The organism is Alteromonas oceanisediminis, assembly GCF_018474025.1.
Lineage (GTDB): Bacteria > Pseudomonadota > Gammaproteobacteria > Enterobacterales > Alteromonadaceae > Alteromonas_E > Alteromonas_E oceanisediminis.
Map to the genome: position 1 here is coordinate 239,560 of NZ_JAHCTA010000004.1, position 26,243 is coordinate 265,802.

The 26,243-nt window shown below is 48.9% G+C and carries 22 protein-coding genes and 1 tRNA gene; 4 read left to right on the forward strand and 19 right to left on the reverse strand.

Annotation, left to right across the window (positions count from 1 at the left end):
• Positions 1 to 3: 3 nt before the first annotated feature.
• The 6 genes from KIU71_RS08745 to KIU71_RS08770 form a co-directional block, all read right to left on the reverse strand.
• Complete coding sequence (locus KIU71_RS08745; protein ID WP_214130865.1) at positions 4 to 663, reverse strand: SDR family oxidoreductase; 660 nt, start codon at positions 661 to 663, stop codon at positions 4 to 6.
• Between the two features lie 25 nt (positions 664 to 688).
• Positions 689 to 1,459: a 3-deoxy-manno-octulosonate cytidylyltransferase gene (gene kdsB, locus KIU71_RS08750; RefSeq protein ID WP_214130867.1), complete on the reverse strand. Its 771-nt coding sequence runs from the start codon at positions 1,457 to 1,459 to the stop codon at positions 689 to 691.
• A gap of 8 nt (positions 1,460 to 1,467) precedes the next feature.
• Entirely contained in the window at positions 1,468 to 1,662 is a 195-nt protein-coding gene (locus tag KIU71_RS08755) for a Trm112 family protein (protein WP_214130868.1), read from the reverse strand.
• A gap of 9 nt (positions 1,663 to 1,671) precedes the next feature.
• On the reverse strand, positions 1,672 to 2,706 hold the full coding sequence (gene lpxK / locus KIU71_RS08760; RefSeq protein WP_214130869.1) for a tetraacyldisaccharide 4'-kinase: 1,035 nt from the start codon (positions 2,704 to 2,706) through the stop codon (positions 1,672 to 1,674).
• A gap of 2 nt (positions 2,707 to 2,708) precedes the next feature.
• Positions 2,709 to 4,457, reverse strand: coding sequence for a lipid A export permease/ATP-binding protein MsbA (gene msbA, locus KIU71_RS08765; RefSeq protein WP_214130871.1), 1,749 nt, complete (start codon positions 4,455 to 4,457; stop codon positions 2,709 to 2,711).
• 64 nt (positions 4,458 to 4,521) lie between these two features.
• On the reverse strand, positions 4,522 to 6,912 hold the full coding sequence (locus tag KIU71_RS08770) for a DNA internalization-related competence protein ComEC/Rec2 (protein ID WP_214130872.1): 2,391 nt from the start codon (positions 6,910 to 6,912) through the stop codon (positions 4,522 to 4,524).
• A 41-nt stretch (positions 6,913 to 6,953) separates the two neighbouring features.
• Here KIU71_RS08770 and KIU71_RS08775 point away from each other — a divergent pair, with 41 nt between their 5' ends.
• Positions 6,954 to 7,478, forward strand: a complete 525-nt coding sequence (locus KIU71_RS08775; RefSeq protein ID WP_214130874.1) for a DUF2062 domain-containing protein — start codon at positions 6,954 to 6,956, stop codon at positions 7,476 to 7,478.
• A gap of 12 nt (positions 7,479 to 7,490) precedes the next feature.
• Here the strand turns inward: KIU71_RS08775 and ligA are convergent, their stop codons facing one another.
• From ligA to smc, 3 genes are read right to left on the reverse strand one after another with little or no spacing between them, the layout of a single operon-like run.
• Complete coding sequence (ligA, locus tag KIU71_RS08780; RefSeq protein ID WP_390881844.1) at positions 7,491 to 9,521, reverse strand: NAD-dependent DNA ligase LigA; 2,031 nt, start codon at positions 9,519 to 9,521, stop codon at positions 7,491 to 7,493.
• Between the two features lie 20 nt (positions 9,522 to 9,541).
• Complete coding sequence (gene zipA, locus KIU71_RS08785; protein ID WP_214130877.1) at positions 9,542 to 10,849, reverse strand: cell division protein ZipA; 1,308 nt, start codon at positions 10,847 to 10,849, stop codon at positions 9,542 to 9,544.
• Positions 10,850 to 10,868: 19 nt separating this feature from the next.
• Positions 10,869 to 14,333: a chromosome segregation protein SMC gene (gene smc / locus KIU71_RS08790; protein WP_214130878.1), complete on the reverse strand. Its 3,465-nt coding sequence runs from the start codon at positions 14,331 to 14,333 to the stop codon at positions 10,869 to 10,871.
• 201 nt (positions 14,334 to 14,534) lie between these two features.
• On the opposite strand from smc, the gene cysZ reads away from it, so the two are divergent.
• Complete coding sequence (gene cysZ, locus KIU71_RS08795; RefSeq protein ID WP_250207413.1) at positions 14,535 to 15,272, forward strand: sulfate transporter CysZ; 738 nt, start codon at positions 14,535 to 14,537, stop codon at positions 15,270 to 15,272.
• On the opposite strand, the gene KIU71_RS08800 is transcribed toward cysZ, so the two are convergent.
• Both KIU71_RS08800 and nlpI read right to left on the reverse strand, forming a co-directional pair.
• Positions 15,169 to 16,743 carry a tetratricopeptide repeat protein gene (locus KIU71_RS08800; protein WP_214130880.1) on the reverse strand — a complete coding sequence of 525 codons (1,575 nt, stop codon included), beginning with the start codon at positions 16,741 to 16,743 and terminating at the stop codon, positions 15,169 to 15,171. The genes cysZ and KIU71_RS08800 overlap by 104 nt on opposite strands.
• Entirely contained in the window at positions 16,740 to 17,666 is a 927-nt protein-coding gene (gene nlpI, locus KIU71_RS08805) for a lipoprotein NlpI (protein WP_214131035.1), read from the reverse strand. Before nlpI ends, KIU71_RS08800 begins: the two co-directional genes overlap by 4 nt.
• Positions 17,667 to 17,746: 80 nt before the next feature.
• On the opposite strand from nlpI, the gene KIU71_RS08810 reads away from it, so the two are divergent.
• Complete coding sequence (locus tag KIU71_RS08810) at positions 17,747 to 18,181, forward strand: cytidine deaminase (protein ID WP_214130882.1); 435 nt, start codon at positions 17,747 to 17,749, stop codon at positions 18,179 to 18,181.
• Here KIU71_RS08810 and KIU71_RS08815 read toward each other — a convergent pair.
• The 3 genes from KIU71_RS08815 to nhaR all read right to left on the reverse strand — a co-directional run bounded on the left by KIU71_RS08815 (position 18,178) and on the right by nhaR (position 21,715).
• Positions 18,178 to 18,483 (reverse strand): DUF1244 domain-containing protein, encoded by a 306-nt coding sequence (locus KIU71_RS08815; protein WP_214130883.1) that lies wholly within the window; start codon positions 18,481 to 18,483, stop codon positions 18,178 to 18,180. The genes KIU71_RS08810 and KIU71_RS08815 overlap by 4 nt on opposite strands.
• A gap of 102 nt (positions 18,484 to 18,585) precedes the next feature.
• Positions 18,586 to 20,712: a polyribonucleotide nucleotidyltransferase gene (pnp, locus tag KIU71_RS08820; protein ID WP_214130884.1), complete on the reverse strand. Its 2,127-nt coding sequence runs from the start codon at positions 20,710 to 20,712 to the stop codon at positions 18,586 to 18,588.
• 100 nt (positions 20,713 to 20,812) lie between these two features.
• Positions 20,813 to 21,715 carry a transcriptional activator NhaR gene (nhaR, locus tag KIU71_RS08825; RefSeq protein WP_214130885.1) on the reverse strand — a complete coding sequence of 301 codons (903 nt, stop codon included), beginning with the start codon at positions 21,713 to 21,715 and terminating at the stop codon, positions 20,813 to 20,815.
• A 151-nt stretch (positions 21,716 to 21,866) separates the two neighbouring features.
• On the opposite strand from nhaR, the gene KIU71_RS08830 reads away from it, so the two are divergent.
• Positions 21,867 to 22,199, forward strand: a complete 333-nt coding sequence (locus KIU71_RS08830) for an HPF/RaiA family ribosome-associated protein (RefSeq protein WP_214130887.1) — start codon at positions 21,867 to 21,869, stop codon at positions 22,197 to 22,199.
• Between the two features lie 30 nt (positions 22,200 to 22,229).
• On the opposite strand, the gene KIU71_RS08835 is transcribed toward KIU71_RS08830, so the two are convergent.
• The 5 genes from KIU71_RS08835 to glmM all read right to left on the reverse strand — a co-directional run bounded on the left by KIU71_RS08835 (position 22,230) and on the right by glmM (position 26,239).
• Positions 22,230 to 23,303 carry a mechanosensitive ion channel family protein gene (locus KIU71_RS08835; protein ID WP_214130888.1) on the reverse strand — a complete coding sequence of 358 codons (1,074 nt, stop codon included), beginning with the start codon at positions 23,301 to 23,303 and terminating at the stop codon, positions 22,230 to 22,232.
• Between the two features lie 215 nt (positions 23,304 to 23,518).
• Positions 23,519 to 23,604: transfer RNA gene (locus KIU71_RS08840), tRNA-Leu, on the reverse strand.
• Positions 23,605 to 23,628: 24 nt separating this feature from the next.
• Positions 23,629 to 24,003: a preprotein translocase subunit SecG gene (gene secG / locus KIU71_RS08845; protein ID WP_214130889.1), complete on the reverse strand. Its 375-nt coding sequence runs from the start codon at positions 24,001 to 24,003 to the stop codon at positions 23,629 to 23,631.
• A gap of 26 nt (positions 24,004 to 24,029) precedes the next feature.
• Positions 24,030 to 24,785 (reverse strand): triose-phosphate isomerase, encoded by a 756-nt coding sequence (tpiA, locus tag KIU71_RS08850; protein WP_214130891.1) that lies wholly within the window; start codon positions 24,783 to 24,785, stop codon positions 24,030 to 24,032.
• A gap of 110 nt (positions 24,786 to 24,895) precedes the next feature.
• Positions 24,896 to 26,239, reverse strand: a complete 1,344-nt coding sequence (glmM, locus tag KIU71_RS08855; protein ID WP_214130892.1) for a phosphoglucosamine mutase — start codon at positions 26,237 to 26,239, stop codon at positions 24,896 to 24,898.
• Positions 26,240 to 26,243 lie beyond the last annotated feature (4 nt).

The following is a 26,243-nucleotide window of genomic DNA, read 5'->3' on the forward strand; positions in this document are numbered from 1 at the left end:
ACCCTACCAAGGTAGCTTCTCGCCATTGCTATGCCAAAATGATCCGCTGTTATCTAATGTCAGTGCATCAATACGCGCCAACAAACGTTCAGCGGCAGTATCGGCATCAATATCACCACCGTAACCAACCATTTCGGTTTGCACATACCCAGGGTGCAACAGGGCAACCGCGACGCCCTGTTCTGCCATATCTCGTGCAAGTGACACGCCTGCGGCATTGAGTGCTGCTTTAGACATTCGATAACCGTAATATCCCCCTGAACCGTTATCTTCCATCGACCCCATACGTGACGTGATCATGGCAACTTTGGCACCTTTCACGAATTGTTCTTTCAATGCTTGAGTGACCAGTAACGGACCTAATGCATTGACCCTAAACTGTTGTTCGATGGTGGAAGGACTCCACTCATTGAGCGATTCGTTAGCAAGTACTCCTGCATTATTAATCAGCACATCAATAGATACTTTTTTCAACGCCGCCAATGCAGAGGGCAGATGTTCGGCATTGCCTACATCAACGCCTTCGATAACGTCGGCACCGGTTGCTTTGAGCTCTTCACTGGTATGCCGACACAACGCATAAACACTTTCCCCTGCCGCACGATAACGTTTTACCATGGCTAACCCAATACCACGGTTAGCCCCTGTGATAACGATATTCATAGTCCTACTCCTCGTTTCTGCTCAATTAACTCGTTGTTGACTTCATCGCCAGTAGTCGCTGTAAATCATCGGGTGAGTCAATTCCGATTGGCGGTGGTTCATGGGCTTCATCAACATGAACAATGTCGCCATACCACAGCGCTCGAAGTTGCTCTAAGCTCTCTATCCCTTCCAACTCGCTACGCGAATAGTTCACGTAGGTTTTCACGTATGCCGCTCGGTACGCGTACAAACCGATATGCCGACGCATCACCTTGGCATTGTCTGCCAACGCATCGGCAGCTCGCGCATCGCGATGGAATGGGATGCTAGCGCGTGAAAAATACAAGGCATGCCCATGCGTGTTGACTACCACCTTAACCGCGTTAGGATTATCGATATCTGCCGTATCCGTTAATGGCGTTGCTAAGGTGCTCATGTGAACGACCGGGCGTTGCTGCAAGTTCCGCGCAACCTGACGTATATTCTCGGCTGGAATAAACGGCTCATCACCCTGTACATTGACGACGATGGTAGGATCCGCGATTGATAACATGTCAATCACCTCGGCAATCCGCTCCGTGCCTGACTCATGTAGCGCGCTGGTTACGCACACCTCACCACCAAAGCTTTTCACGGCATCAACAATACGCTGATCATCGGTAGCAACGACTACGCGCGAAGCTTGCGCTTCTAATCCTCGTTCGTACACATGCTGGATCATTGGTTTTCCGTGGATATCGGCTAGTGGCTTTCCGGGAAAACGAGTCGAGCCATAGCGTGCCGGGATGACCACAACAACGTCATGCGATGCCATACAAGCTCCTATTTCAGTGCTTCGATTTGATCGAGCGTTAACGGGGTCGCTTCCGTTTCGAGTAACACCGGAATGTTGTCTTTGATGGGATAGGACAATCGATCAAAGCGACAAATCAACGCATTGTCTTCTGGCTTGTACAACAGCTTACCCTTGCATATCGGACAAGCGACTATTTCTAATAATTTTCTATCAAATGCCATTGAGTACTCTCATTGATTTATTGGCTTGTGAGCCGCTAATAAACTATCTACATGCTGATAAAACGCGTTATCCAGCACTGCATCAACACGCAAATACCACCAGTCTGGATGGGCGAACTCTGTGACTTTACCCGCATCCTTTTCTGTGATCACCAAAGCATCGCGTGGCAGTTCGTTACTGGCGAACTGGTGGTGATCATTAAAGCACAAAGCTCGGGATGGTTTAATATTCAACGAGTGAAGTGTTTCTAGAAAACGATTAGGGTTGCCGATGGCACAAGCCGCAATCACCGCCGGATACTTCTGTGCAAACGCGGCCGGCGTCATTTTTTTCGAAGAGTCTGCCACATTAATAAAGCAAACCGGTTGTAAAATCATGCACGTGTTAGCACCAGCGTGGCTGCCGTTCAACGAGCATTGCACCGAGCTTGTCAATGGAAACTGGCCATTGCGCACCAAACAATCGATACGTGCGAGTCGTCGACGAGACTCGCGCAGCGGCCCCATGGGTAACAGATAACCATTGCCTAATTGGCGCTTGTCCATCACCACAATCTCGATATCCCGACCCAGAGCGTAATGCTGCAACCCATCGTCACAGATGATCACATCACAATGAAGCGCACACAATAACGTTGCCCCCCGAGGCCGGTTTGGATCAATGACAACCGTTGCCATTCGACGCGAATAAATCAGCCAGGGTTCATCACCCACTCGTTCAGCACAGTCGTTAGCACTAACCTGATAAGGAAACTCAGCGACGGTACCACCGTACCCACGACTCAACACACCAACACGCAGACCTCTGGCCACAAAATGCTCCATGAGTGCAAGCACCACGGGGGTTTTTCCATTGCCACCCACACTGACATTGCCAACCACGATCGTGGGAACAGACGTATGATGAACCGCGCACAGACCTTTGCGATAAAGTGCGCGACGCACAGCAGTCATTACCGCAAACAGCAGAGCAAAGGGTGCGAGCAACCACAACCAAGTGGGCGCCCGTTGCCAAGCACTCTCTAGACGTTGCTGCAACGCCATAGCTACTCGACCGAACCAAATTGGAGTTTATGCAACTGCGCGTATGCACCTGAGTGTTCCAACAACTGCTGATGTGTGCCCTGCTCCACAATCTGCCCCTCATCAATGACGAGTATCAGATCAGCATTTTCGATGGTTGACAGTCTGTGAGCAACCACGATGCTAGTGCATTGCTTCTGCAATTGCTCTAACGCATCTTGTATCAGGCGTTCACTCTCAGTGTCTAGCGCAGAAGTGGCCTCGTCAAGAATCAGTATTGGGGCGTTCACTAGCACCGCGCGCGCGATAGCAATCCGCTGACGTTGACCGCCAGAAAGCATTAGGCCGTTTTCGCCAATAATCGTGTCGTACCCGTGGCTGAGCTGGGTGACGAATTCATCAACATGGGCTACCTTGGCTGCGCGCTCTATATCTTCCCTACTCACCTCTTTGCGCGCACCATAGGCGATATTGTTGGCAACCGTGTCATTAAACAAGGTGACTTGCTGAGAGACTAGCGCAAATTGGCGGCGTAACGATTTTAGGTCAAATGCGCTGATATCGGTGTCATCAAGCACAATACTGCCTTGCTGCGGCGTGTAAAAACGTGTGAGTAAGCTCGACATCGTTGATTTACCACTTCCCGAACGACCGACCAAAGCAACGGTTTGTCCGGGTTCTGCACGAAAAGAAACATCGGTTAGTGCATCATTGTGTTGATTGGGATATCGAAAGGTGACGTGGTTAAATGCAATGGCACCTTTTACGCGATCGATTTTAATACCGCCTTCATCAGGTTCATTGGCATGGTCAAGTAATTCGAAAATACTCGCGCAGGCGGCCATGCCTTTTTGAAATTCATTATTTACCGTGGTTAATTGCTTGAGCGGCTTCAATAGCATCACCATACAAAACACCACATTGACAAACACACCCGTTGTGAGGTTATCAATCATGCCTGGCGTACTGGCTATGTAGAGCACAACCGCTAACGCAACCGAGGCGATCACCTGAATGGAAGATACGCTTAATATCTGCGTCGTAGTGAGTTTCATGGTTTGTTGGCGATTATGATTATTTTTCTGCTTAAAGCGGCGTCGCTCAATGTTTTGACCACCGAACATCAGTACGACTTTATGCCCTTTCACGGCTTGTTCTACTGCAGTGGTCAAACTGCCCATCGCCTGCTGAATGGTTTTACTGACCTGTCTAAAGCGTTTGCTCACGTATGACACAATCAACGCGACGACCGGCCCTATCAGCAGAAAAATCAGAGATAATTGCCAGGAATAGTAGAACATCACTACCAACAAACCCAGTACCAGTGCGCCTTCTCTGACTAAAATTAACAACGCTCGACCCGCAGCATTCGCTACCTGTTCAGTATCATAAGTTACCTTAGAAATTAACGTGCCAACCGAATGCTCATCATGAAAACTCACGGGTAAATGAATGTATTTATCAAACAACTGCTGGCGCATGCGCATCACAACTTTCGAACCAATCCAAGCTAACGTATAGGTCCCCATGAAATTGAACACGCCACGCAAGATGAATAACGGAATGATCAGGTAGGCCGCAAGGCGCAAATAATCGAAGTTATTTGTACCCAAACTCTCATCGATGATGGGTTTAAGTTGCGAAAATACAAAAGTATCGACCAACGAATATCCCACCATACCCAGTATGGCAAAAAAGAAAGGCAACTTGAAAACACTGATATAGCGGAGAAATCGCCTTACGTGTGTTGGCTGTGCTAAATGACTACTCACGAATAGATACGCTATATAATTGACGAGTTAATCCCTTGATTGTACGCAAAAATGATTGAAAACCCTAGCGAAACCACCGCGCTGACAAATCCTGACGAAAGGTGTTAACGCGTATCTCTGATCCATGCGGTGATATGGTAAAACGAATGTAGCCGTGCTCAGCACTCTGCCACGCATGCGCTTCCAGTTCATCGTAACGCGCGACAACTTCGGGCTTGGGAAAGCCCCAGCGATGCTGATACCCATTCGCGTAGACCACATGTTTAGGGCTGACTGCCTGGACAAACGCCTGACTCGAACTGGTGTTACTGCCATGGTGAGGTGCGATTAACACATCAGATTGAACAGGAGTTTGATGCCAGCCTGAATCAGCAAATCTTAACACTGCCAATTCTGACGTACGGCTGATATCACCAGGCATCATAACTTGCGTGTGCCCATCACTGATGATTAAGACACAGGAGGCGTCATTAGTGCTCTTTGACGCGGTTTGCTGCCATTCAGGCAACGGCCAAAGCACTTTTACACTCAATTGTTGCCATCGCCATGACTGCCCGGCAACGCACTCGTGTTGCGTTATCACTTGCATGTTTGGAAATGCGGCGACCAGTGTGTCCGTACCACCGGCATGATCATTGTCGCCGTGACTCACGACTAGCGTATCAACGTCGGTGATTTTTTGCGCGCGTAAAAAAGGAATAACCGCACTATTTGCAATACTAAAACCACTATCAAAGGCAGAACCCGTGTCGATCAGCATGGCTCGCTGACCACGCGTGATAGCAAGTGCAGTGCCTTGACCCGCATCAAAAACATGCAACTGCCACGGCATTGAGTCAACCTTGCTTTCATCGGCCAGCACCGGGCCACTCAATTCAGCCACCACAGGCAACATCCAAATACTCATCAACATACGTTTGCCCCGAAAAGACGGTAGCAAGGCAATGAATATCGCGACAGCAATACACAGGAGTGACTCTGAGCAAAAGCTGACGTGTTCCCATTTCATGACATTCAGTGAGTCAGCATGGTGCATTATCCATAGCACAGCCTCCATCACGCCGTCGGCAAGACGAAAGGCTTCAAATGCAAAGCCTCGGTGTACCGTAAGAAGCACCGTTGCACACAGGCACAAGGGCACGAGAACGAGGGTGACAAGTGGCACCGCAACGATATTAATGACAATGACCCATGGCGAAAAGAACTGAAACTGTGCAACGATTAACGGGGCCATTGCAACGCTTAACACGCACTGAAAACGCAGCAGGGTAATCATTTTTGCGCGCCAGCCTACTGGACGCTGAGGCCAGCGCCACAGCATAAAGACGATAACAACAACCGCGCCAACACTTAACCAAAAACTACCACTATAAATACTGTAGGGCACGCACAGCGCCAGTACGAAAACGACCCCGATCAGTGCATCTGATGGCGCGATACGGCAGCGCTTTATCGTGAGTAAAGTCACGAGGACGAGTGCTGTCCACGCTCTGAGCACAGGGATTTGCCATCCTGCCAGATACGCATAGGCCGTCACGAGCAGCAGCGCTGCAAAGAACACCAAAGGCTGGAAATTAATTTGATGTCGACTCAGAAAGCCTTGTAGCCATTTCGAGTCACCCAATTGGCTCACCATCACTCGCGGTAATGCAGAAGCAAGCGCAACAAACATTCCGGCCACAATACTCAGATGAAGCCCAGATATGGCAAAAAGATGCGCCGTACCGGTGTGTTGCAATAACTGCCAATCGTGGTCAGTGAAGGCTTGCCTGTCACCGAGACTCAGCGCCGCCAACCATCGCGCATTTTTAAGCTCCAAATCCATCACTTGCGTTATCAAGCTTTGACGCACAGATATCGGCTGGCGAGTAATCACCGTAGACGTTTTATGTTTTATATAGCCGGTTGCCACGATGTTATTAGCAACTAGCCATTTTTCATAATCGAAGGCGTGCGGATTGCCTAAACCGCGTGGCGGTTTCAAGCGTATCGTTGCCGAAATATTGTCACCGACATTCGCCACAACAGCAGGACGATACCAGTTAACCCTAAAATGCCGGGACACTGTGTAACGAGAATCATTAACTGAAAATACATCTACTGAGAGGCGCGAGGAGCCAAAGTCATGCTGGATCGCCGTTATCCGTCCCGCAATTGTGACATCTTGTTGAAATTCTACGCCTGAGAGTTGCCAACGCTTGTACCAATGACCTACACTGCCCCCCCAGAAGAACCCGGCGAGACACCCGATCAAAAGTATGCTCGTCAGGCGCTTTGTGGACGATTTCCAAACCGGAATACGGCAGGAAATCAATGTCGCTAGTGCAATTAGACCAACAGCAATAGCCAGCCAATGAGCTGCCGGTAATGTTGCCCAAAACAGTTGGGAGATAAAAATCACAATGAAGCTTAGCAAAAATAGGTTGTTTTGCCGCTCAACGATGCGCTTGCGCACGGTGTTTGTCTTCCTTGATTGTGAGGCGCTGACCTAATCTCATGCCGAAGAAATTCATTCGCCGCTGGTTACCTGATCCCCAGAGTATTAAGACGAACCGCTATCTTTCGGTATTTGGCAAGGTGCTACATGAACCCAACTTATGGCACTTGAACCGAAAATCAGCGTGCGGAGCATTTGGTGTTGGTTTATTTTTCGCGTTCTGGCCAGTGCCGTTTCAAATGTGGCTATCCGCAGCGGCGGCTATCCCGCTGCGCGTAAACTTGCCGTTATCAGTGGCTACCGTCTGGATCACCAACCCTTTCACGATGCCACCCTTATTTTATGCCGCGTATAAAGTGGGCAGTACCGTACTGGGGACCAGTATGGGCGACTTCGCATTTGAGCTCAGTTGGTCATGGGTAGCGGAAAGTATCGGAACCATTGGCCCGGCATTTTTGTTAGGCTGCGCTATATGCTCTGTCGTTGCTGGCTTAGTGGGGTATTACGGTCTCAACTGGGTATGGCGATGGTCAGTGGTTAAGTCGTGGCAAGCGCGCCAGAAAGCGCGCGCCTCTAAAGCTTAACGGTTACACCCGTTAGCGCTTGTGAGACGATAAGAACGTGGTGAGCCGCTCGTCATCCCAAATTTCGATCCCCAGATCCTGAGCTTTAGTGAGTTTTGACCCTGCTTTTTCACCCGCGACCAAAAAATCCGTATTGGTCGATACACTACCAGCCACTTTCGCACCTAATTGCTGTAAAGCCTGCTTCGCTTCATCGCGGCCCATGGATGACAACGTACCAGTGATCACGCAGGTTTTCCCTGTCAGCGGCAGGTCACCTTGATCACTTTTCACAATGGCAGGCCAATGAACCCCTTGTTCCAACAATGCCTTGACGACTTCTTTGTTGTGCGGCTCGCTAAAATAATTGACGATATGATGAGCAACCACTTCACCGATATCATCCACTTCGACTAATTGCGCGACCGTGGCTGTTTGAATATTGCTTAACTCAATAAAATGCTGGGCTAGGTTATTGGCGGTCGCCTCTCCGACTTCGCGGATACCCAGCGCATACAAAAACTTAGCGAGCGTTGTGCGCTTTGCCGCCTCAAGCGCAGTGACTAACTTACTCGCAGATTTTTCAGCCATACGCTCAAGGCCGATTAAATCACCGAGGCTAAGTGTAAACAAGTCAGCCGGTGATGTGACTTTTTTAGCATCGACTAATTGCTCAATGAGTTTGTCACCAAGTCCGTCAATATCGAGCGCTTTGCGAGAGGCGAAGTGTTTTAGGGCTTCTTTACGTTGTGCTGCGCAGAATAGCCCGGCTGTACATCGCGCTACAGCTTCAGAAGCAAGTTTTTCAACAGCTGAGCCGCACACCGGGCATGCTGAGGGAAACACGATCTCAGGCGCGTTGTCAGGTCGCTCTGTCGTGATGACAGAAACAACCTGAGGTATCACATCGCCTGCACGTCGAACTACGACACGATCACCAATACGCACGCCTAATCGCTTGATTTCATCACCATTGTGCAACGTCGCGTTGGCGACAGTCACACCGCCGACGAAAACAGGTTCCAAACGCGCTACCGGTGTCACAGCGCCGGTTCTGCCGACCTGAAACTCAACGTCAATCAACGTGGTTATTTCTTCCTGAGCAGGAAACTTGCGCGCAATGGCCCAACGCGGAGCGCGCGCGACAAAGCCAAGACGCTGCTGCAAGGCAATGGCGTTTACCTTAAATACAATGCCGTCTATTTCATAATCTAAGCTATCGCGCTGTTGCGCTAGCTTTTCATAATATTGTTGGCAACCGTCAGCGCCCTGCGCGGGCTCACAAAGCGCATTGACAGGGATCCCCCACTGTGAAAGTTGGCTTAATCGCTCGGTATGTGTCTCCGCCAGCGCTTGTTTCACTCCGTCGACAACGCCCATCGAATAAGCAAAAAAGGCTAATGGCCTCGTTGCCGTAATACGAGGATCGAGTTGACGTAAACTTCCCGCAGCCGCATTGCGTGGATTTGCAAAAACTTTACCACCACGCTCGCGCTGTGCGGCATTAAGCGCCTCAAATCCGGCTTTAGGCATAAATACCTCGCCGCGCACCTCAAGGCGCTGCGGATAATCGTCTGAGCGTAATGAAAGCGGCACGTTGCTGATCGTGCGAACATTAGACGTGATATCTTCACCCACACGGCCATCGCCGCGCGTTGCAGCCTGCGTAAGCTTTCCATCTACATACAGAATGCTTACCGCCAGCCCATCTAACTTGGGCTCACACGCGAAAGTCAGTGGCGAGCTGCTGTTCATGCGATCGCCTAAACGCTTCACAAACGCCGCCATCTCATCTTCAGAAAAAGCATTGTCGAGCGACAACATAGGCAGTTCATGCGTTACTTGCGTAAATGCACTCAGCGGCGCAGCGCCAACACGTTGAGTGGGCGATTCCGGTGTGATCAAGTCGGGAAACTGTTTTTCAATCCCAAGTAGCTCTTGCATCAAGCGATCGTACTCTGCGTCAGGAACCTGCGGTTCATCGAGCACATAATAGCGATAGTTGTGATCGTTGATTAGCGCTTGCAATTGAGCGCTACGCGCTTGAGCGCTGTGAAAGGTCATATCTGTCATTGTGTGTACTTTTAGTGACGAGAGATAATGCGTTGGCGTTCAAACTCTCGAATTTTTTCAACATACTGTTGCAACCCTTGCTTCGTCAGCACACTGCGTCGTCCGTCCAGAATTTGACAACCGAATTCATCCGCTAGCTTACGCGCCGCGTTGTGCATCATATTGAAAACCTGATGCGGATCGCCCTCAATCGGCAAGATCATAAACAATGAAACCCCTTTGGTGGTAAATGTTTCCAGATTATCAATGTCGAATATGCCAGGCTTGAACATATTCGCCAAACTAAACAAGACTGGCCCTTTACCATTACTATTCACGTGCCGATGGAAGATATCCTGATCACCAAACTTAAATCCGAGCGTTAGCAACATAGGCAATAACGCGGCTCCTGAAATTTCCTCGCCAGAAGGCGCTTTGACATTAAGTACCAGTACCTCCTGCGACGGCGGCGTAGGCTGCTCAGTCTGGGGCTGACCGTCCTCAGATTGAATTGGCGGGGTATTCGCCTCTCGGCGTGCTTCTTCATCAAAATCAATTCGCATTTGGTCTTCACCGATGGAAGGCTCAACCCGGCGTCGCGGTGAGCCCTTTGCGCGTTTGCGTAAGGAAATAGTGTCTGTAGACGGGTTTTCCTGCGACGCTTCATGGTTGTGCAAATCACCGGGGGTTTGATCCAATTGGAAGTCAGGCGCCGGTGCGGTAGCGGCAGATTCGGTTTGCTCAGCTGGCGGGGGTGTTTCTGGCTCATTGTCAGTCTGTAACAGAAACGGTGGCGGTTCAGGTATAGCACTGCTTTCAGCAGTTTTGGGTTTATTTGAAACGTGCACGGGTTTAACCGCCGGTTTAGGGTTACTCACCACTGAGCCGTAGAGTTTTTTGGGCGCCTCTTCCGGTACTTCCACCAGTGTTGGCTTACTCACATCCCAGTCTTTAATATCAGGAATATTGTTAGAGTCAGGCTGGTTGCTGTCGACCTCAGAAGCCACCTCCTCGTCACGCGTAGCAAGGTTGTCTTTATCATCATCGTCGACCACAATGCTTGGCTCGTCTGATGACAGGTGATCGCCACTGGGTTTATTGTGAAAGGGTTTTTCATCATGCACGGATTTCTTCTGTGATTTAACCTCACCAATGACGCGAACTTCACTTAAACCATATTCGTCAAATCCATCACTTCGCGGCGAATCGCTCACCGGCTCGACACGCTTACGTGGGAGGTTAGATGTCGTATTTTTTCTGAGACTCCATAAGCCATGAGCTAAGATAGCAACGATGGCACAGCCACCTAAGATTAACAGCGCAAAACGTAACTCTTCCATTTAGGATACTCGCCCTTTGTTATGCATTGGCAATGGCAACAGCTTCTTCAACATCGACCGCAACCATTCTCGATACGCCCGGCTCCGACATAGTAACACCCGTAAGGTGTTCTGCCATTTCCATCGCAATTTTATTGTGGGTGATATAAATAAACTGCACAGTTTTAGACATTTCTGACACAAGCCGGCAAAAGCGCCCTACGTTAGCATCGTCGAGCGGTGCATCAACTTCATCGAGCAAACAAAACGGTGCAGGATTTAATCTAAAAATCGCAAATACTAATGATAATGCGGTTAAGGCTTTTTCTCCACCACTGAGAAGATGGATTGTAGTATTTTTCTTGCCCGGCGGTCGCGCCATAATCGTTACCCCAGTTTCAAGCAAATCTTCACCCGTTAAGGCCAGATAGGCACTCCCCCCTCCGAAGACTTTAGGAAACAGTGTTTTTAAATCGTCATTGACTTGTTCAAACGTTCGACTGAAACGATCTTTGGTTTCGCGATCAATTTTGCGGATGGCTTCTTCCAGTGTATCCAATGCATGCTGTAAATCGTCAAACTGCGTGTCTAAATGCGCTTTTCGTGCTGCTTGAGCTTCAAATTCTTCTACCGCAGCCAGGTTCACTGCGCCAAGTCGAGACACGGCGGCTTTGGTTGATTCCAGCTTAGTATTCCACGCTTCTTCACTGGCATCGTCAGGCAAACGTTCCAGTGCTGCGCTCAACGTTTGCTGCGTTTCTGACAATTGCTCAAGTACACTGGCGGCACGAACTTTGTAGCCTTCACAGTCTAATCTGAGACGCTCGATAGAGGCGTGTTGTGAATGCAGATCCTGAGTATCGTTAGCGTGCTTCTTTTCGCCCTCACGTAGTTGCTGTTCAATATCCGCCAACGTCGCTTGTTTTTCAGACTGACGTAAAGCGACATCTTCTCTTTGCTTCAGCAGCGCCTCAATTTCATCTTGCTGTTGTTCGCTGGGAAGCAGCAACTTCGCTTGCTCTTGCTCAATTTTCTGTAAGCGCTCCTTGCGCTCAGTGTGCACAGTACTGAGGCTTTCATGCTTCTCTTTCAATCGCGTGAGTTCGTTGTGTAATTGCTGTAGTGATAGGGTTTGCCGGTGAAGCTCTGATTTGATGTGCTCAAGTTGCGAACGCGCATCAGTGACCGCCGCTTCGCATTGTTCGCGGGACTTCTCATAGTGAAGTTGCTCAGCTTCAAAATCCAGCAAGCGCTCTTCCACATCTGCCACGCGTGCGGATAATGCATCTAACTGTTGTTGCTCTTTGGCTAGCAATCGCTTCTGCTCGACAAGATCATCTTGTAAACGTTTTTCACGACTACTTTGCTGCTCGATCTGCATGGTTAGCATAGACACACGATTTTGCGCTTGCAAAAAAGCATGCTTCGCTTTTTCCACCGCTTCTGCTGTGTCTCGACAGAGCGCAGCGTTGTCAGCCAGATCAGCGATTGCCGCCTTGAGTTGCTGCTCAAGCACTGCCTTTTCTTGATCTGCTTCAGCCAGCAACATCTCACACTCAGCAATTCGCGCACTACGCACCGCCTTGCCCGGTGCAGACACAGTGAGTTGACGTAACCAGTCAACACCAAGCCACGGGCCCTCTTCACTAATAACCGACTGGTGTGGTTCAAGCCGTTTTTGCACTGCCCGCGCCGCTTCTGCAGAGTCAGCGACTAAAATGTGATTAAGCTGACTGGGAACACGTTCATTCGTCACGCGCTGGGCCAAACTGCCCTCTACCTTATGGCTGGTCCATGCACTGTTGAATGACACCATCGGCACGCTGGCAGACTTTGCTTGCGCGTAAAATTCATGTTCACTTTCAATCACAAATGCCTCGTTCCATTGCTCAGCGACCCGATCAAATAACCGCTCAAACCCCTTTTCTATAGCAAGCTGCTGCCATACTTGCGTAAAGCCCTGAGACTTGAGTGCTGCACTTGTCTTGTCAGACAGGTCATCTTGTAAGCTCTTCAGCCCCTCTATTTCGGCGCTGAAGCGTTGTTGACGCGCTGAAATCTGCTGCTCAGAGACCTTTAATGCATCGTGTTTAGCTTGCAGATCGACGCGCTGTGAGCACGCTGCCTCATAGGCGTCAGAGGCTTCATCGCGTTGCTGCGCTAATGTGTTGGATTCGATCTTCGCTTGCGCGCGTTCGCGTACGCGCTCTTCGTGATCCAAAAAGGATAATTCCTGCTCAATTTCAGTCATACGCTGCTGCGTTCTTAACTGCATACTCATGGTCGACTGAATTTGACTATGGTAAGACTGAGCTTGTTGCTTTAGCTGTTGATGTGCTTGCTCCTGCACTTGATACTCACGACCAAAGTCTGTGAGTTTCCGTTCGGCGGTATCCCGCGAACGCAATGCGGTCTCGGCTTGTTCCTGCAGTATTTCTAACGCAGGCTCAAGTCGCTCAACCTCGGTTGCAGATGCCTCGCGCAAGCTAGATAGCGCCTCCAACTCCGTTGCTTCCAACGCCAACTTGTTTCGCTGCTCCTGCGCTTCGGCGTTGAGTTCTTGGTGCCGTTGCTGCGCATAATCGCGAGATTGTTCCAAGCGGGTAATGTGCGTACCAATCGTAAATAGTTGCTGTTGTAAATCCTCGATTGCGTGCTTTGTGTCTGCCTGTATTTGACGCTGCTCAGACAGCAGGGCTTCATCGCGTCGTTGCGAAGCGACTAAGGCCTCGTAATCAGTTTCAGCAAGGTGAATTTTTTGAGTGAGGTTATCCACACGCTCAGAGTAGCCTGCCCACTTCAGTGCAGCCAGTTCACTTTTCACGTTGCGCTCAACCGCCTTAAGCTCTTTATACCGCCGGGCCGCCTGAGCTTGACGATGAAGTTTATCGAGTTGCGTGGTCAACTCACTGCGCACATCTTCCAAGCGTTCCAAGTTCTCTCGGGTATGGCGAATACGCGTTTCCGTTTCTCGGCGTCGCTCCTTGTATTTGCTGATACCTGCCGCCTCTTCAATAAAAACGCGCAGCTCCTGAGGTTTAGACTCAATCAGTCGAGAAATCATTCCTTGTTCAATAATGGCATAGCTACGTGGCCCTAGCCCCGTGCCTAAAAACAGGTCGGTTACATCACGGCGACGGCAGCGACTTCCATTTAGCCAATAGCTGGATTGTGCGTCACGCGTAACCACTCGTTTGACCGCTATTTCGTTGTAGCGAGCAAACTCACCTTGAATACGACCAGACGCGTTGTCAAAGATAAGCTCTACGCTGCACTGAGAGACCGATTTTCTGGCACTGGATCCACTGAAAATCACGTCAGTCATAGCATCACCACGAAGGTTTTTCGCTGAACTTTCACCGAGCACCCAACGCACAGCGTCAATCACATTTGACTTTCCACAACCGTTCGGCCCCACAATGGCGGTCATATCGCCGGGGAAAGGAATTGATGTCGCGTCGACAAAGGATTTAAAACCAGCGAGTTTAATTCGTTTTAAGCGCATCGCTAATGAGGATCTCTGTCATAACTGCGAACAATGGCTGGCAGGCGGTAATTGAGTGATTTGAATGTAACAAAACTCATCGCTTGTAACAATTGACCTTTTTCAGTTGACCTGAGAATAGGTACACTACGCGCCAAGATGTCATTGCAGACAAATGAGGCGATCGTGACAGAGATGGGCAATAGCAGTGCGAAAAGCGGTATGAGTTACTTTATGAGTGGCTTCAGCCTGATCCAGACAAAAGGCTTAAAACGGTTTGTGCTGGTCCCTTTATTTATCAACCTGATACTGTTTGTCACTGCGTTTTATTTCCTGTTTGGCGAGATTGGAAGCAGTATTGCCTGGTTAGTCAACCTGATACCAGATTGGCTGGGCTGGCTAAAAGAAGGTTTGGCGTTTCTGCTCTGGCCCATCGCTGTGCTGAGTATCCTACTCGTGTTCGCATTGGTCTTTGGTACGCTTGCTAACTGGATCGCTGCACCTTTCAATGGGTTGCTGGCAGAGAAAGTAGAGCGCCACTTAACCGGTCAAAGCCTGGGCGACGAGGGATTACTATCGATCATTAAAGATATTCCCCGCACTCTCGCTCGAGAGTTTGCGAAGCTAGGCTATTACCTGCCCCGTGCGGTTGGTTTTTTAATTCTGTTCTTCCTGATCCCCGTATTCGGACAAGTGATTTGGTTTTTATTCTCTGCTTGGATGATGGCTATACAATATTGCGACTATGCGTTTGATAACCACAAGGTAGGATTCTCCGAAATGAAGCTGGCACTGGGTACAAAGCGCACGAAAAGTATGACCTTTGGTATGATGGTCAGTGTCACCTCGATGGTTCCTATTCTGAATTTTCTGGTGATGCCTGTGGCAATTTGTGGCGCAACGGCGATGTGGGTAGATAATTTTCGCGACCAATACCGGCCACTCGCTCCTGTTGAGTAACCGCAAAAACCAGCCACTCTCTAGCTTTTTCAAGCTGGTCGATACTGCGATAGTGCTCTGCAATATTTAAAGCCACAGGATACCAGTGATGCTGGTTGAGTATTTGCTCTCGCCACAAGCGTCGATAGACAGCCGGAATGAAATCGATATCGTGAAATTCCATAAAGGTGCGTTCGGCGGTCAGCTTGTAGGCAACTTGATCGATATTTTGACAAGTTCGCGCCGGGTGAAGTGTGAGAGGCAGATCACTGACACCTTCCTGGATCAATGACTGTGTTTGTGTTTGCCAATGCCGTAGTCTGCTCATTGGCGCATAGGTGATCTCGCCGTCGAACACAAGGTTGGGCGCGCGTTGCGTTTTACAATGATGGCGCGCCAACGTTGTTGTGATGGGGTACTCGTCAGCAAACCCAGCAAAATGGGCGAGTTCGTGCACCAATACTGAATAGGGGTCAGTGAGGTCAATATACATTGCGCCTCGGTCTACATAAGCTCGGGCTTTCTCGGCAAATACGATCACATGAGTCACATCGTTAGCGTTGATGGTTGACGAAAGCCGCGTTAGGTCACAGCTAAAGCGCTCTCGTCCAGCCTGCTGCTTCTTGGAACACCACTGGTCCTTATCCGCCAGCCAAATGGGATCAGCAACGCAAATCGGTAGCTCAGAAAGGCGCTTATCATCCTTCAATTGATCGATTAGATGAATCGCCTGCGCCTGGCTCTCTAAAGACAGCGTGACGGGCATGATACGCATAGCACAATGACGCGGCTGTTCAGACTGCCGCAACGCATCGAACCTTAATTCTGAGCGTTGTGTGTTTGGGTTTTCGGGTCGATGGTGCATCGCTACGTCGACTAATTCGGCCGCTTGCTCGTGACCTAACTCAGCTGCCACAGTAAAGTACTGTAAGGATTGATTGAATGCCTGTTCAGATTCGATTTTCGCCATGACTTTACCCAGTGCAAATGCATCTTCCGCGTAGTGAGCAGCAGTCTGCTTTAACCACGGTAGTGCCTTCTCCGGCTCAGAATTCATCAAGAACCAGTTTGCTAAGGCACTTTGAGCAGGTAAGTAATTCTGCTCAGCACTGGCTTTCAACAGCGCCATGCGCTTGTCGGTATGTTGAGTCTCTAAGCCCAACAAAAATTGCGCTTCAGGCGATCCCATTCGGCTTGCCCGCGATAGCCAGTGGCTACGCTGCTGCAGATCTACTGAGCGTTCAGCAAGGGCGACTAAGGCGACTACACTGTCGCGTTCCCCCAGCTGTGTTAGCCAATATCGCTGCAGTGACTCATCCGTTATGCGTAAAACAACCTGCTCTAAATGCATCAATGCATCGGGATTACCCAAATGTAACGCTTGAAACAAGCGCTCTGGTCTGGTGACAGTGTTCTGCTCAGGAAGTTGACGCGTTGCTGACGAGGTTAACAATAACGCTGCCGCTGCGACCAAAGGCCACAACAGCTTCATTGAGTCTCTTCAGAGTTTGCTGCTGGGATTAGATTACGCATTCTTTCCAGTTCAAGACGTGCGTAACGATGCTCAACGTACTCAAACACATTGGTACTCAAGGCGAGCTTAAAGTAATTTGAGGCTATTCCGCGCTCACCGCGCGCACTGTGGTACTTGCCCAGATAAAAATAGGCTTCACACAGCCGATCAGTTAATTCGTTTTGACTGGCAACACCGTCTAACAAAGAGGTTAGTAACGCATTTTCACTGATCTTGCCTAGATAGAAATCAACCACACTGACTGCCCAATTTGATTCATCTAATGCTTTACGTTGCGCCTTGAGTGAAGTCATAGCCTGTTCAGGATCGATCTCCCGCATCACAATATAATGCCAAATTGCGCGGTAAGGGTCAGTCTGATCCTGCTGCAAAAAGGTGCTGATATCATTTTTTGCCAGATCAGGACGCCCGCCATAGTAGAGTGCAATGCCGCGATTCAGAAATGCAAATTCATAATCCGGATTAATCTCTAACGAGGAATCAAACGCCTCATAGGCTTGGATGAACTCCATTTGTTGAGTGTATTGAACGCCAATCGAGTTGTACGCTTCTGCCATGTCTGGTTTGAGCTGTAAAGCTTGTGTGAAGTCATATTGTGCTAGTCCTACTAAGCCAACACTGTCATACAGGGTACCGCGCTGATAAAGCAGCTCTGCCCGCTCGGTGTCGTCAATTTCAGCCTGATCAAGAATGTAGTTATAGCGTGCAATGGCCAATTGAGCACGCGGATTCATCGGTGCTGGCTCGGCGAGGAGCAAGTTACCCATTTGCGGCGCTTGCGATGTAGGTAGTGTCGAACAACCTGTCAAAAAGAGGACTATCAGGACTACGGAAAAAGGAAATGACCGCAAGATATAATCGTACAAAATAAAAAATCCCATTTGCGGTAAAAGCACAACGACTATTGCACTTATCACCAAACATGATAAAAAAGGCAGCCGATTGAAGACAGTGGCACCTTATGGACAACGACCAAACCGATATTAACAAAATTAATCAGCGGACTACAGCACTGCTTTCTGCTGCCAGGCAGGCGCAAACAAACGCCTACGCGCCGTATTCCGGATTCAAAGTGGGTGCCGCTCTGTTGAATAAAAATGGGGATATATTTACTGGATGCAATGTTGAAAATGCAGCATTTCCACTGGGGCAGTGTGCAGAAGCCTCTGCAATCAGCGCAATGGTTGCCGCTGGGTCACAACAGCTCTCCCGCATCCTTATTGTCAGCCCCAATGAAGAACACTGCTTTCCCTGCGGGGGCTGCCGACAAAAAATAGCCGAGTTTGCGCATCCGGAGACTGTAGTCATTATGGCAACGCAGAGCGGTTCACTAGTCTATCGGACCATAACACAGTTACTGCCAGACGCTTTCAATTTGAACGAAACACCTACCTAACCACACCCTTTATCCGCTTGACGCGCTTCAAACGCAGCCAACTGTGCAGGTGTCGCTTGGGCTTGATAATGCGTTTTCCATTCGCTGTATGGCATGCCATAGACGCGTTCACGAGCGGCTTCATAGTCTAAGGTCTCACCACGTTCTTCGGCTGCCGCCACATACCACTTGGCCAAACAGTTCCGGCAAAAGTCCGCCAAAATCATCAAATCAATATTTTGTACATCTTTGTTATCATCCAAATGTGCCAACAGACGCCTAAAAACCGCGGCCTCGATTTCAGTTTCTTTTTGTTTTTCCATCTGATCACTCCCACTATTCAATGCTTTACACCTGTGCCGTAAAAAGAGAAAACCAGCGCAAGCGCTGGTTTCCTATGACACTACAATAACGCGACTGAACGCTTATTCGCTGTCAGTATTGTTACCTTCGTTATCTTCACGCGCTGGCTTTTCAAGTAACTCTTTGATACTCAGGCGCACACGGTTTTGACGGTCAATTTCCATAACTTTCACGTCGACCATTTGCCCTTCCGTCAAATAATCACTGACTTTTGCAACACGCTCGTGAGCGATTTGTGAAATGTGTACAAGACCTTCTTTGCCTGGTAGCACTTCAACAAACGCACCGAAATCTACGCAACGAGTAACTTTACCGTGGTACGTTTTACCCACTTCAATCTCGGCAGTGACCTGCTCGATGCATTCAATAGCCACTTCGGCTTTAGCACGCTCGGTGGCAAAAATCTTGATTGTACCGTCATCTTCAATTTCGATGTTAGTATCAGATTCTTCAGTGATTGAACGAATAACGGCTCCGCCTTTACCAATAACATCACGGATTTTGTCTTGATCGATCTTCAACGTATAAATACGCGGCGCGTACTCAGACATTTCTTCGCGGTGCCCGCCAATCGCTTCATCCATCACGCCCAAAATATGCAAACGCGCTTCTTTCGCTTGCTTCAGCGCTTGCTGCATGATTTCTTTCGTGATCCCTTCAATCTTGATATCCATCTGAAGCGCCGTGATACCGTTGGTGGTACCGGCTACTTTGAAGTCCATGTCGCCAAGATGATCTTCATCACCTAAAATGTCAGATAAAACCACGAAGTTATCGTCAGATTTAACCAAGCCCATTGCAATACCCGCAACAGATGCTTTGATTGGTACACCTGCGTCCATCAAGGCCAAGGACGTACCACACACAGACGCCATTGAAGACGAACCATTCGACTCAGTGATTTCTGATACAACTCGTACAACATACGGAAAATCCGCTTCGCTTGGCATAACAGCCTGAATACCGCGTTTCGCCAAACGTCCGTGGCCAATTTCACGACGCTTCGGCGAACCAATCATACCGGTTTCGCCAACGCAGTATGGCGGGAAGTTATAATGCAACATGAAGCGGCTGTCGCGACGACCAGCCAACTCATCAATCATTTGCGCATCGCGCTCCGTCCCTAAGGTTGCAACAACCAAGGCTTGCGTTTCACCGCGTGTAAACACCGCTGAACCGTGAGTACGAGGAAGCAAGCCGGTCGCGACGTCTAGGGCGCGGACCATTTCTGGGCTACGGCCATCAATACGTGGCTCACCAGCAAGTATACGTGAACGTACCACGTCGCTTTCCAATTCATGAAGCAGATCGAGTACTTCTTTAGGGTCTTGCTCAGGATCGGCTTCAACAACGGCAGCTAATGCTTTCTCTGTCACCGCAGTAACCGCGTCTTTACGCTCCATTTTATCTGAAATTTGATACGCCTCAGTCATGCCCGATTTGGCAAGTTCAGCAATCTTGTTTTTCAGTTCAGTGTTTTCCGCTTCTGGCGTCCAATCCCATTTAGGGGTATTCACCTCAGCCGCAAATTCAGAGACTGCATTAACCACGGTCTGCAACTGCTCATGGCCGTACATGACAGCACCTAGCATCACATCTTCACTGAGAATACTGGCTTCTGATTCAACCATTAGAACGGCGCTTTGTGTACCCGCTACGACCAAATCAAGTTCACTCGCTTCCTGCTCAGAAGCGCGGGTATTCAGTACATACTCACCGTCTGTGAAACCCACACGAGCGGCACCAATTGGGCCATTGAATGGGATACCGGAAATGGACAACGCCGCCGACGTACCAATCATCGCAACGATGTCAGTGGGAATGTCTGGATTTGAAGAAATCACCGTAATAACCACTTGGACTTCATTCTTGAAGCCTTCTGGAAACAACGGACGGATGGGTCTGTCGATAAGACGCGCTGTTAAGGTTTCGCTCTCTGAAGGGCGACCTTCACGCTTGAAAAAACCACCCGGGATTTTGCCGGCTGCATAGGTTTTTTCTTGGTAGTTTACCGTCAATGGAAAAAATGATTGGTCTGGCTTGGCTTCTTTCTTACCCACAACCGTCACGAGGACCGAAGTGTCATCCATACTGGCCATGACTGCGGCAGTGGCTTGGCGAGCAATAACGCCGGTTTCTAGCGTAATGGTATGTTGACCATACGCGAATTGTTTTGTAATAGGAGTCACTATTATTCCTTTATTAATCTATTTAACGCTTTTAAATGCGGCGCATAGTATAGCTGCGTATCGCCTTTATGGCTACGCTTGGCAGTACAATTGGCTGCGCTTATTTGAAAATAATGTCACGCGCTTTATCACAAATTGCGGCCACCGCTGGATGGGTGACCTTGCGCTCAGATGAAATAGCATAAAATCGCTGCTTGATATCTTCGGTTCGCCCTACCACTTCAACCTTGAACTGGTCGCACACTTCCTGTTCAATGACAGTTGGCATAAAGAATACGCCTAGGCCTGCCTGACCAAAGGATTTCATCAACGCGCTGTCATCAAACTGCCCTTTGATGACGGGAAACAAATCAATGTCACTGGTCCAGCGGTCGAACAATTGGCGAATCGCATATTGTTTTGTCGGGAGTAACATCGGTTTGTGGTTCAAATTATCGGGGAATTGGCCGCTAAGTTGCTCTGCGAGCTTGGGTGCCGCAAAGAACGACAGGCCGGATTCACCTAAAAAGTGATTGTAGGCCTTGATACTAAACGCGGCAGAAAGCGGCGTATCAGTGAGCACCATATCAACATCGTGCACAGCGAGATCCGCCACGATAGCGTCGATGGGACCTTCTTTACTGACTAAGTTTATGTCCTCGCTCAAGTTAAGCGCAGGTTCCACGATTTTGTATACAATGGTTTTAGGAATAGCGCTAGCCGCACTGACAATGAATTCAGATGCGCCGAACTGAGGCGCTCCTCGCAATACATCACTGAGCTCTCGGCCCAACTCAAAAATCTCATCCGCGTAGCGCAATACCAATCGCCCGGTTTCTGTCAGTTGCAAACCTCTGCCGACGCGGTCGAACAGCGGCTGATTTAAACGATCTTCAAGCATGCTCAATTGCCCACTGATCGTTTGCGGCGTGATATGTAATTTCGCTGCGGCTTTTGCAATTGAGCCCTCTTTCGCCACTACCCAGAAATAATGCAAATGCTTGTAGTTCATATTTTCTGCCATGAAACCGTGCCCGTAATGTATGAATTCAATTTTTTCCGATGTATATCAATACAAACAAACGAATTTTTTTGTTCATTATTGATTGATAAATTTTTAATTACCCAATGTCTGAGGCGTGACAACGCTCACTAGACGAAAACCGGAGCAGCATATGCACATCAAAATCAATTCGCGAGACTTTTCCATCACACCTGCCTTGCAGCAGTTTATTGAAGCGAAGATCCAGTTTGCACTGAACCGATATGCACAACGTATACGCGTGCTTGAAATAAGTTTGAAGGATATCAACGGCCCACGCGGTGGAATCGACAAACAGTGCACCATTAAGATGAAGATAAACCAGTTCAAAACTCTAGTGGTTGAAGATACCAGCGCGGATGCTTATGAATCAGTTGTGGCTTGCACGCAACGGGCTAAGCGCCGAATGGAGCGCCATTACACGAGAGCGCGAACACAAAGTAGACGCTCGCCTGTTATCCAATAGATGCATTGGGGCTGCCTGATCACTCGACTACTAGCCATTAGCAAAGGAACTGCCTAGATCATCGGTAGGCCGTTCTTGTGAGAGGTTAATAGCACTGATGGGATAAGGAATGACAATACCTTCTTTTTTGAATCGTTTGTGCAATGCTTTTATGTACGCCGATTTGATGAAAAATCGGTTGAAGTACTCCTGCGCACGCAGCATGACGGTAAAATTAATACTGGAATTGTCAAAGGTGTGAAACACAACGAATGTATCGTAATCGTCAATTCCCCATTTGTAGGAAATAAGGATTTCTCGTGCAACCTCCAGCGCCACCCGTTCCACTTCATCCAAATCAGAATCGTAATGAACGGAGCAATCTACCGGCACCGACAATTGTTTCTCAGGATAGTAGTAATTAATTATTTTTGATTTAGCCAACACGGAATTGGGCACGATAACGATATTGTTAGGGAGCATTTTTATCCACACTGAACGCCAGCCGATTTGTTCCACAAAACCCTGCTCTCCTGATTCCAATTCGATGTAGTCTCCCAGCCGGATAGGTTTGTCTGCAAGAATTTGCATACCCGAAAAAAAGTTTTCTAAGGTAGGTTGTAGCGCGAGGGCTACGGCTAACGAGCCAATGCCTAGCGAAGCAACGATAGGTGTAATGGAGATACCTAGCGTGGTTAATAACACCAGAACGCCGGTAACCAGTACCAGTATCCGAAGCGCACCCCGCACAAGTTTGCCACTAGTTCGCAACAACGGAGAGCGTGCCTGATAGTGAATCAACGATTGTCTTACCAGACTGTCAGCAAACAATATCAACCCAACGATGAGCACAAACTTTGATGCCAGAAGAAAATTCTCTCGGCTGAAGTCGTCTAACCTTTCATATCGAATAAGGGTGGATTGAGTTGCCAACAAGCTCATGGAGACGATCAACAATCGCAATGGACGTTTGGCTGCGTTTAACAAAATGGTATCAAAAACAAACGGAGTTCTTGCGAGGGCTTTTGTTGCAAGAAGCAAAAGTCCCTGCAAAATCAATCCAAGAGCAATTAAAAAAAATGTACACAGCACCACTATTGCCAACCACAATGGTAACGCGTGCATAACTTTTTCTAGCGCCTCAACCCAATCCATTTTCCTGTAGAACCATGCGATTAAACCACAGTGTTTGCAATAAACAGACCATACGCTTGCCCTGCCAAACACCGGCTTTCAGCACAAATCAGCTATGCCTAGTGCACTGCTTTGGGGATTATTGCATCGCAATAGTGAGGTGATAGACAATGAAAAAGCCCAGCTTGCGCTGGGCTTTTTTTAATTGGTGCGGAAAGCGGGACTTGAACCCGCACGAGCTATGCTCACCACCCCCTCAAGATGGCGTGTCTACCAATTCCACCACTTCCGCTATATCATTTCGCTCGAACGTAGATTAGTTCGGAACGTCTGAATCTTCGTCGTCGTTCGCTGCACCATTGTCTTGTGCCGGCACATCCGTGTTATTCACTGGTGCTGAGACTGGCACTTCCGATGCGGGAACTTCGAGGTTCTGCCATTCATCAACGGCTTTCTCTTTGTTGGCCGCAATGTTACCCAACGTCAGACTAATCAAAAAGAACAAGGTAGCCAATATCGCCGTTGCGCGTGTCATAAAGTTACCTGAACCTGATGATCCAAATACCGTATTAGAGCCACCAGCGCCAAAACTAGCGCCCATATCAGCGCCCTTGCCCTGCTGGATCAATACAAAACCAATCAGCAACAATGCCACCAACAGATACGCAATAATCAGTACTTCATAAACCATATTATTAACCTTTTACCCTTCGTCGCTTACTCTGACGCAGCTAAACAAATTGCTTCAAATTCTTTGGGATCTAAGCTGGCTCCGCCAATTAATCCACCATCAATGTCTTCTTGTGAAAACAGCATCTCGGCATTTGCCGGTTTTACACTGCCGCCGTACAGTAATCGAATACTTTTAGCCACCGACTGGCTCTGTTGAGCAACACGCTGGCGTATAAATCTGTGCATCGCCTGAGCTTGCTCAGGACTTGCGGTAACACCGGTTCCAATCGCCCAAATCGGCTCATACGCTATCACAATGTCGCTCAACTGCTGCGCCGACAAACGTTCAAACACCGCTGAAAGCTGCGCTTCAACAAAGGCTTCTTCACTGCCCTCGTTTCGCGTTTCGAGTGACTCACCGACACACACGATGGGCGTAAGACCTGCCGCTAGCGCCTGTTCTGCCTTGCGCGCAATAAGCTGATTACTCTCGCCATGATCAGCTCGGCGTTCAGAATGGCCAATGATCACAAACTGACACCCTGCCTCAACCAACATTTGCGCCGAGAGATCACCGGTATGCGCGCCATTTTCTTCCGCGCTAACGTCTTGACCGCCAACCAACCAGTGACATTTTTCACTCGCCGAAACCGCATTCAATGTCAACAAACTGGGTACACAAAGAACCGTTTCGCACCGCTTGCGACTTGCAGAGAAATACTCAACAAACTGCGCTAGAAGCTTAGCATTGCCGTTCATTTTCCAATTTCCCGCAACCAATGTTTTTCTTTGCAAGCTCATTCGGTTTTTTCCTTAGCCCAGCTTTTGAGCGGGCGAGATATTAACGATTCCATGAATAATATACAAGCGCTTTTCAGCAATAAAGCCGCGTTTTCAGCGGCCACATTGACTTATTCCGTGACTTCGGTCACAACTTCAGCAATATGCGCTGCCCACTTCTTCGAAAGCGCATCGTCATTTGACTCTACCATGACTCGAATGAGCGGCTCAGTACCACTTTTACGCAATAAAACTCGGCCTTTCTTGCCCAAGCCGTTTTCAGCTTCTTTAACCGCTGCTAACACTTTTGCGTCCGTCAATGGGTCATTTTCGCCCTCTTTAAACCGCACGTTTAATAATACTTGCGGAAATTTTTCGAACCCACCTGCCAATTCGTTCAACGTCATGCCGCTGCGCAACATGGCCGTGAGGACTTGTAGCCCGGCTATAATGCCATCTCCGGTGGATGAGGTATTCAAATTAAGCACGTGCCCCGAGTTTTCTCCGCCAATCATCCACCCCTTGCTTTGCAGCATCTCCATCACATACCGATCACCGACTTTGCTACGCGCAAATGGGATGCCCAATTGATTCAGCGCTAATTCAAGGCCTAAATTGCTCATCAGTGTGCCGACGACACCGCCAGATAATCGGCCAGAACGTAATGCGTCTCGTGCAATAATATAAATAATTTGATCGCCATCGATAACGTTACCCAAGTGATCGACCATCATGATGCGATCACCGTCGCCATCCAGAGCAAACCCCAAGTCGGCGCCGCTGGCAAGCACTTCATCAACCGTCGCTTTCATACTGGTAGCACCCACTTTGTGGTTGATGTTTGTGCCATTAGGCTCTGTGCCTATTTCGATCACTTCAGCGCCCAACTCGCTCAACACATTGGGCGCAATGTGATAGGTTGCACCGTGGGCACAATCCACGACAATCTTCATGCCAGTCAGTGATAACTCGCTGGGGAAGGTGCCTTTACAGAACTCAATGTAACGACCTGAGGCATCATTAATACGAATGGCTTTACCTAATTTGTCTGACGCGACACAGGTCATGGGTTGATCCATCATGGCTTCAATAGCCAACTCAATATCATCATCCAGTTTGAAGCCATCTGCAGAGAAGAATTTAATGCCATTGTCATAGTAAGGGTTATGTGATGCGCTGATCACAATACCCGCCTCTGACCGAAACGTTTTCGTCAAATAAGCAATAGCGGGCGTCGGCATAGGCCCCAAGAGGCCAATATTAATTCCCGCGGCAGACAAACCGGCTTCAAGCGAGGATTCGAGCATATAGCCGGAAATGCGTGTGTCTTTTCCGATCAACACCTTGTTCGTTCCCTGCCCGGCAAGCACTTTACCTGCCGCCCATCCTAGTTTGGTGACAAATTCGGGATTAATTGCACTCTCTCCCACTTTGCCGCGAATTCCATCTGTTCCGAAGTATTGTCTTGAGGCCATGACA